7 protein-coding genes are annotated in these 7156 nt (G+C 40.5%); all 7 read left to right on the top strand.

Going from position 1 to position 7156, the window contains the following annotated elements:
- Positions 1-40 precede the first annotated feature (40 nt).
- Positions 41-421: a hypothetical protein gene (locus ACFIM1_RS08720; RefSeq protein WP_375609772.1), complete on the top strand. Its 381-nt coding sequence runs from the start codon at positions 41-43 to the stop codon at positions 419-421.
- Positions 422-431: 10 nt separating this feature from the next.
- Complete coding sequence (locus ACFIM1_RS08715; RefSeq protein ID WP_375694621.1) at positions 432-1139, top strand: hypothetical protein; 708 nt, start codon at positions 432-434, stop codon at positions 1137-1139.
- 1 nt (position 1140) lies between these two features.
- The gene (locus tag ACFIM1_RS08710; protein ID WP_375694619.1) at positions 1141-2598 is read left to right on the top strand and encodes a hypothetical protein; all 1458 of its coding nucleotides are present in this window, start codon (positions 1141-1143) and stop codon (positions 2596-2598) included.
- Positions 2598-3023 carry a hypothetical protein gene (locus ACFIM1_RS08705; RefSeq protein WP_375694618.1) on the top strand — a complete coding sequence of 142 codons (426 nt, stop codon included), beginning with the start codon at positions 2598-2600 and terminating at the stop codon, positions 3021-3023. Before ACFIM1_RS08710 ends, ACFIM1_RS08705 begins: the two co-directional genes overlap by 1 nt.
- A gap of 1 nt (position 3024) precedes the next feature.
- Entirely contained in the window at positions 3025-3873 is an 849-nt protein-coding gene (locus tag ACFIM1_RS08700; RefSeq protein ID WP_375694617.1) for a hypothetical protein, read from the top strand.
- Positions 3874-3915: 42 nt separating this feature from the next.
- On the top strand, positions 3916-5214 hold the full coding sequence (locus tag ACFIM1_RS08695; RefSeq protein ID WP_375694616.1) for a hypothetical protein: 1299 nt from the start codon (positions 3916-3918) through the stop codon (positions 5212-5214).
- On the top strand, positions 5211-7156 hold a 1946-nt coding region (locus ACFIM1_RS08690; protein WP_375694614.1), incomplete at its 3' end, for a hypothetical protein. The genes ACFIM1_RS08695 and ACFIM1_RS08690, both read left to right, overlap by 4 nt.

Here is a 7156-nt window from a genome sequence, read left to right as displayed (position 1 = left end):
TGGTTGTGCAATTTGTGACAAATCATTGAGGGGATAAGACATGGCAGATTATTTACCACAGCCCTTGCAAGGGAGAAATCTTCATACGCAGCAGGTAAGCTTTTTGCGGCTTAATTTTAGCTATGAAGATAAAGAAAAGGTGATGAAGATAGGTACCCTCCCTCGTGGTGCTTTGATTACTTCAATTAAAGTGTATGTCAAGACAGCATTTTCGGACACGAAGGTAAAAATAGGCAGCACTGCTGGCGGGACTGAATTTGGTGAAGCAGAAATCAAACAGCAGGCAGTCAAAGAGGTTAAGCCTAGCAATCAAAAGGAATTTGTCCCTTATGATGAAGAACTTACTCTTTATGCTAAAGCTGATAAGACAGTCCAAGCAGGTCAAGCAAGTATAGTCGTTGAATTTGTGACCAATTGTTAAGAGAAGTCTAATGACGCGTCATTATATTCGGGTTAAGACGGGGGGACCAATACCGGCAAAACAGGATGTTTATCGTCATAGAAGAACGCTTTCGCACTTGGTGTCGGTCATTCAAGATGAGATTGATGACATAGCGGATGAGTATGTTCATCAAATCCAAGAAAGCATTTTTGCAGCTATTCGTTTTTGTGAACGAGAGACCTTTTACTTTAACGAAAGCCGTGATGTGGTGTTTGAGACACGGGCGGGACAAGGTGTTTATGATGCAAGCACTACCCGCCCTATTGAAACAGCTGTTAAAATCAAAAACGTTTATCTGAGTTCTGATCAACATCATAAGTTTGCATTGGAGTGTAAGGATCATGTTTCTTTAGAGCCTTTGTTATCATCAGAGCAGCAAGGAACGCCGGTTTGTTACAGTTATTTTGATAGGAAATTACATCTTTATCCCACGCCGGATAGAGCCTATCAGATTCAACTCATTCTCTCTCCATTGCGTTTATCAGATATAGAGAGTGTTGATGAGGAGCATCCATGGTTTGTGCACGCGTTTGATTTGATTAAGGCGCGTGCAAAATACGAACTTTACAAGAATATTCTTAAAGAACCCGATTGTGCAGCCGCTGCTTACAATGACTTTAACGAACAGTTGCATGAATTGCGTGCAGAGACGTCTCAACGTCATAACGTCACGCGAATAATTCCGACGGATTTCTAATATGGTTTATTTTCCAATCGCTGATTACAGACCAGATGTTGCGATCGTCAACGGTAGCTTTACGGATAGCCTTGTGAATGTTTTACCGGCAGATGGCGGTTACATACCCATGCCTAGTGCAATGGTTGTGTCTCATCCTTTGGAAGAAAAGCCCTTGGGTTCAATAGCCTTTAGAAGTGGCAATGGTGTTAAGATAATCGTAGGGGGAGCCAAAAAGCTTTATAGTTATGATAGTCAAACGCAGGGTTGGAAAGATATCAGCCAAAGTGGTGTGACCTATCAAGCAAATGAAGAGAATAAATGGTCGTTTGCTCTTTTTAAAAACATGGTTATTGCGGTGAATAAAAATGATAAACCGCAAGTTTTCAAGGTCCTTAGTTCTGAACGGTTTGAAGATTTAGAAGGAAATCCCCCGAAAGCAGGATTGGTCAAGGTTTGGGGAGCTTTTGTTTGTTTGATGCAATTGACAGATAATCCCAATCGCATTCATTGGTCTGGTTTGAACGATGTAAATTTATGGGAAATAGGTAAAAAAAAATGTGATCATATAGATTTTCCGGATGGAGAATATGTGCAAGGGGCAACGGAATCCACCAATCCACTCATTTTTCTACGTTCTGCTATTTACGCTGGTTTATTTACTCCAGGGGCTGAACTTGTATACAGTTTTCAAAAGATTCAAGACAAGCGTGGAGCGCGCAGTGCAGATTCTATAGCGTGTCGAGGAAGTGATGCTTTTTTTGCGAGTGATGGTGGCTTTTATCAGATCAGTGCTGATGGTCAACTTTTGCCGATAGGCTTTGAGAAGGTTGATAGAACGGTTTTTAAAACTTTTGATAAATTTGCTCTTGATGAGATGCAAGGAGTGATAGATCCCATTGATAACCGAATTTACTGGTCCTTAAAGGGAGGCAATAACGAGCAAACGACTTTTGTCTATGATTGGGGATTGCAGAAATGGTCGACGCTACAGGGAAAACCTTTCACGTTGTTTCCAGTATTTACGACAGGTTATACTTTAGAACAGTTAGATGAGATCTCGATCAATCTTGAGACATTACCGGCTTCTTTAGACAGCCCTCGTTGGCAAAGTGGCGCCCCCATGCTTGGTGCTTTTGATGATGAAAATAGGCTTGTTATGTTTACGGGAGCACCGATGGAGGCAACGGTTGTTTCGCAAGAATTGGGAGCACCAGATGGAAGTTTTAACTTTATCACGAAAATGTTTGCCGAAGTTGATACGACGCAAGGTCTTTTAAGCATAGGGGAACGTCGGCTTCGTAATGATCAGACGCCGATCACATGGCACAAGGAGAGGGTGTGTTCTTATCTTACGGGTGCTTATCATGGTCGTTCGCGCAATCGTTATCACCGCTTTAAATTGCGTATTCCTGAAGGCGTTCATTGGAACCATATCACAGGGTTTAATGTGGATTTACGTCCTTTAGGCAGAGGATAATGGCAAAAGTTTTTTTGACCACGTCTTGGGATATGGAGCGTATAGCACCATACCTTGAAGACATCATTGCGTCGTTTCGCGAGTATGTGGAACGTTTCAAACATGAAATCACGTTGCAAGAGCTCCTTGAAGCGATTTGCAGTGGCAAGAAACAGTTATGGCTTGTTTTGGATGATGACGAGCGCTTTTTAGCGGCAGTTACAACCCAGATACAGCAGACAGTTTTAGGAAAGAAGCGCGCTCTGATTTGTGAATGTAGTGGCAAGGGCGTTCTTGATTTGGTTGATAATTTGCAAGTTGCAGAGGATTGGGCACGTGAGAATGGTGCTTCTGAAATGGAGATCTTGGGTCGTTTAGGTTGGAAGCGCGCATTGGACAAGCAAGGCTATGGCATAGCTATGCTTTATTATAGAAAGGAATTGTGACATGGGGAGCAGTAGACCAGCAACGACAGAACAGAAGCAGGTACAAACAAGCGCCCCTCCTACTTGGATGCAGAATGTATTTAAGCGTGGGAGTGCAGATGCGTATAACCTATATAATACAGGGATGGGTGGTAATGTGTATGGGGGACCTCGTGTTGCACCTTTAAGCGCTCCAACTTATCAAGCAATCGGAGGTCTTGGGAGTGTTCCTTATCAATATCAAAATTATATGAATCATTTGATGAATACTCCCATGCAGGCAGAAAGAAATATTGGTGAATTGGCTTCTAGTTATAAAGGGGGCTATGATCAGGATTTTGAAGATGTACTTAAAAAATCTATAGATGATGTGAGAGATACGATTAACAGCTCTTTTGTAGGTGCTGGTGGTTATGGATCTGGTGCGCATACGAAAGTGTTGGCGCGTGAACTTGATGCATTGTCTAAAAGTGCTAGGATTAATCATTACCGTCAGAATAAGCAGGATATGTTACATGCTAATGCCTTACTTGGTGATTTTAATAAGTATCGCTTAGGCATGGTCGGCAACTTATTCCCCTCTTACAATAATGCCTATTCGAATATGTTGCAGGGGTCATCTGTTCTTAATGACTACAATCAACGCCTTGTTGATGCCAATAGAGAACGTTGGCTGGAACAAGACAATAGCGGTTGGAATAGGTTGAATATGCTTATGAACGCCGGTCATGGTTTTGCAAGAAATTACGGCACGACGATTAATAATATGTCAGGCTCTACGATGCATGGTAACGACCCTTGGAAGAACGCTATGATGGTGCTTTTTGGATTAAAGAAGGCTGCGGAAAAGGCAGCAAATGCTGCCGTTTAGTTTGAATAATCTTAGAAAAAATAAATAGTTAAAGGGAAAGTAATGGTTTTTATAGATTTTGACCCGAGAGATAGACGTTTCATATCCAAACTAGAAAAAGATCTACACGAACGCAGACTAGAAAAAGATTTACTACAATCAATAGCGAATCAACAAAAGGACAAACATAAATTACCAGTTTTTCTTAATGCGATTTCTATGAATGATCCATATAAGATAGGCTCTTTTTCTCCTTCTCCAATAGGTTCTATTCGTCCTTCTGAGATAGATAATGAGGGGAATAAACCCTCTCCGATTCCACAATCAGAAACTCCTCCTCAGTTAGAGACTTCTCCACCTATTTCAACAAAACCAGTTCCATTGCAAGAACAGCCTCCTGAACCAAATCTTAGTTTTTGGGATAAATTTTCTCGTTTTTCACAGTCTGATGTTAGTAAAAATATTGATGATTTTCTTATGGGTGCGATAACGGCTAGTCCAAATTCATCTGGATGGCAACTTTTTGCCAAGGGGCTGAAGAATTTGCATGAAGGAGATAAACAAAGAGGACAGGTTAACCAGACTGTCGAGTATCTAAAGTCTAAAGGCTATAGTGAAGAAGAAGCGCGGTTCATAGCAGGGAATAAAGATGCGTTGAATGCTTTTCTATTACAAAAAGTGAACGGTGGAAATAGGAATTCCCAATTTACCAATGATGGTAGGATGCTTGTGGAAGATCCGAATGCACCAGGTGGATATAGATATATTATGGTTAAAGGTGGTAAATCGTATGAGGAAGCTGAACGTGCAAAAACTCTACATGCAAATAATGTAGTACGGAAAAGTATTTTATTGAAAGATATCAGATATCTTGATGAGTACATTAAGGAAAAAGGTGGGTATGCAACAGGTATGGTTGCTTGGTTTAAAAGCATTGTTCCTGGATCGAAAGAAAATGGTGCAGATAAAGTCGTGAAATCAATTAAGGAACGTATAGCAAGTGATCGTATAGACGAACTGAAGCAATTATCAAGGACAGGAGGGGTAGGACTTGGAAATGTCAGTGATAAAGATCTTGACATGCTAAAGCATTCTTTAGGTGCACTAAGCATTGATATGAATGTAGAATTATTTACGCGGAATCTGAATCAAATAAGAGATGTTATTTCAAGACTATCGCCTGAAGCAAAAGCCTATTTACTAGGTGAAGATGCTAGTCACTCCTCTGCTAATCAGTCGATGCCGCAAGGAGGTGTTGAAAACTTGCCAATTATAAGTAGCAGAGAAGAGCTAGATCGTTATCCTCCTGGAACAATAGTTAATTATAATGGTCATCCAGTATATAAGGGAGCAAAAAGATGATAAACAATAAGCGTTATCGACCAGGAGATCGAGTTCTTGAACTTGGTGATGATGTTTACGTAGCCGATTATCCTCTTAATCCCAGCAATTCAGGTAAACGTTATCGACCAGGAGATCGAGTTCTTGAACTTGGTGATGATGTTTATGTAGCCGACTATCCTTTATATAATAATTCTTATGAAGAAGAAGCAGAACATCCCGAAATCACGCAAAGTGAAGCTTTTTGGAACTCTTTAAAGCATGGATTGAGTTTTAATTTAGATGATGAGATTGCGGGGATTACAGCGGCAGGACGTGATTCTGATGATGAGTTGGCAATAAAGGCTTTTGCGAAGGGGCTTTACAACTATTGGACTGGAGATAAGAAAACCATAGAAAAATATGAGAAAGAAGCCAATAGAATACGTGATTATTATCGTAGGATGAGTGATCAACATTATTGGACTTCTTTTGCTGGAAATGCTTTAGGGTCGGCAATCCCTTCACTTGCGACTTTAGGGGGAGGGTTGTTAGCCTCAGGAGCACGCTTTGTAGCGCCTACACTTGCAAGGAATGTGGCGGGGTCAAAATTAGGTCAAGCCTTTTTGAAAGCAGGTCAGTTACCCCCAAGTCGATTTGCAAGTCCATTTTTAGGCATCACGAACAAAACAACATTACCTCATTTGCTTAAAGTAGGTGCAGCATCTGGTGCATTACATGGCGCAGGAGAAGGCGAAGGACTTTTAAATACACTTCAAACCACGGCATCTGGTGGAACTTTAGGAATGGGCGGGGCATTGGCTGGAAATCTTGTAGGCAGTATGCTTGGTTCTACTTTTGGTGGAATACGAAGACTTTTTTCTCCTTCTCATACGAAAGAAGGTGTTTCAAAAGATACGTTAAGAGCAATCAGTAAACATTTAGGCAATGAAGCTTCTGAAGAGCTAGGAGAATCTTTTAAAAAAGCAGTTCCTACCGATTACGTAGCTGATCATAGTCCTTTTTTACAAGATCTTGTTTTTGATATCGCGAAAAGAAACCAAGGGGCTTATCTTGATTTAACCAAGAGAGCTAAACAGAGAGCGCTGGGAGGAGGGGAGCGTATTCATCAGGCGGCTGATAAATACTTTGTTCCTCGTCAAAATGTTACAGGTTTAAAAGATGATCTTATCGCGAGTAGAGAAGCAGAATCACATACTCTTTACGAAATAGCCAAAAAAATACCAATAGGAGAACAGCATTATGGCGCTCTTAATGAATTAATGAAGCGTCCATATTTCAAACAGGCTTATAAAGAAGGGCTACAGGAATTCACGAGTAAGGTCAAAGAAGTTGATCCATTTTCTTCTGAAAAATTTAATCTCCTTAAAGAAAAGCCCAACATGGGTGTTCTCCATGAAACGAAGGTTAAACTTGGTCTTATGAGAGATGCAGCCGAGAAGATAGGAGATAACAGTAAAGTTCATACCTTAGTTGGCATTCAGAAAAAATTGTTAGAGCTTATGGATGATATATCGCCTAAATATAAGAAGGCACGATCATTGTATCATCAATATAGTTCACGTTTAGATGCCATGGATGAAGGTTCCAAAATCCTTAGCAAGTCGGTTAATAAGGATGAGTTCAGTAAAATCTTTGATGAATTACCAAAGGCACAACAAGAATACTTTAAAAAGGGCTCAAGGGCAGAACTTTTACAAGGTATGGGTCAAACAAAAGATGAAGTATCCAAGGCAAAAGATATTTTTGGTACGAATGATCTGTATAAACGATTTGCAAAGATTTATGGAGCCGATAAAGCTTCTGCGGTCAAGAAGGTTGTCGAAAAAGAAGCCGATTATGCAGATTTTTATAATAGAATACCAGGTCGTGTAGCGGATGAAAAGATATCTTTTACGCATAACGTCAATATGCCAACGGGTAAACATGATGCAGCTATGCAAGCAGGAAAAGTAGCGGTGAA

The sequence above is a fragment of the Bartonella sp. AC158YNML genome (genome assembly GCF_042196725.1).
Taxonomy (GTDB): Bacteria; Pseudomonadota; Alphaproteobacteria; order Rhizobiales; family Rhizobiaceae; genus Bartonella.
The sequence above is the reverse complement of the archived record's forward strand: the minus strand, read 5'-3'. Positions and strand labels throughout refer to the sequence as shown.

What these genes read in the sequence shown, in the direction of transcription:
- ACFIM1_RS08720 (WP_375609772.1), top strand. Translation starts at nt 41, where the DNA reads ATGGCAGATTATTTACCACAGCCCTTGCAAGGGAGAAATCTTCATACG.
- ACFIM1_RS08715 (WP_375694621.1), top strand. Translation starts at nt 432, where the DNA reads ATGACGCGTCATTATATTCGGGTTAAGACGGGGGGACCAATACCGGCA.
- ACFIM1_RS08710 (WP_375694619.1), top strand. Translation starts at nt 1,141, where the DNA reads ATGGTTTATTTTCCAATCGCTGATTACAGACCAGATGTTGCGATCGTC.
- ACFIM1_RS08705 (WP_375694618.1), top strand. Translation starts at nt 2,598, where the DNA reads ATGGCAAAAGTTTTTTTGACCACGTCTTGGGATATGGAGCGTATAGCA.
- ACFIM1_RS08700 (WP_375694617.1), top strand. Translation starts at nt 3,025, where the DNA reads ATGGGGAGCAGTAGACCAGCAACGACAGAACAGAAGCAGGTACAAACA.
- ACFIM1_RS08695 (WP_375694616.1), top strand. Translation starts at nt 3,916, where the DNA reads ATGGTTTTTATAGATTTTGACCCGAGAGATAGACGTTTCATATCCAAA.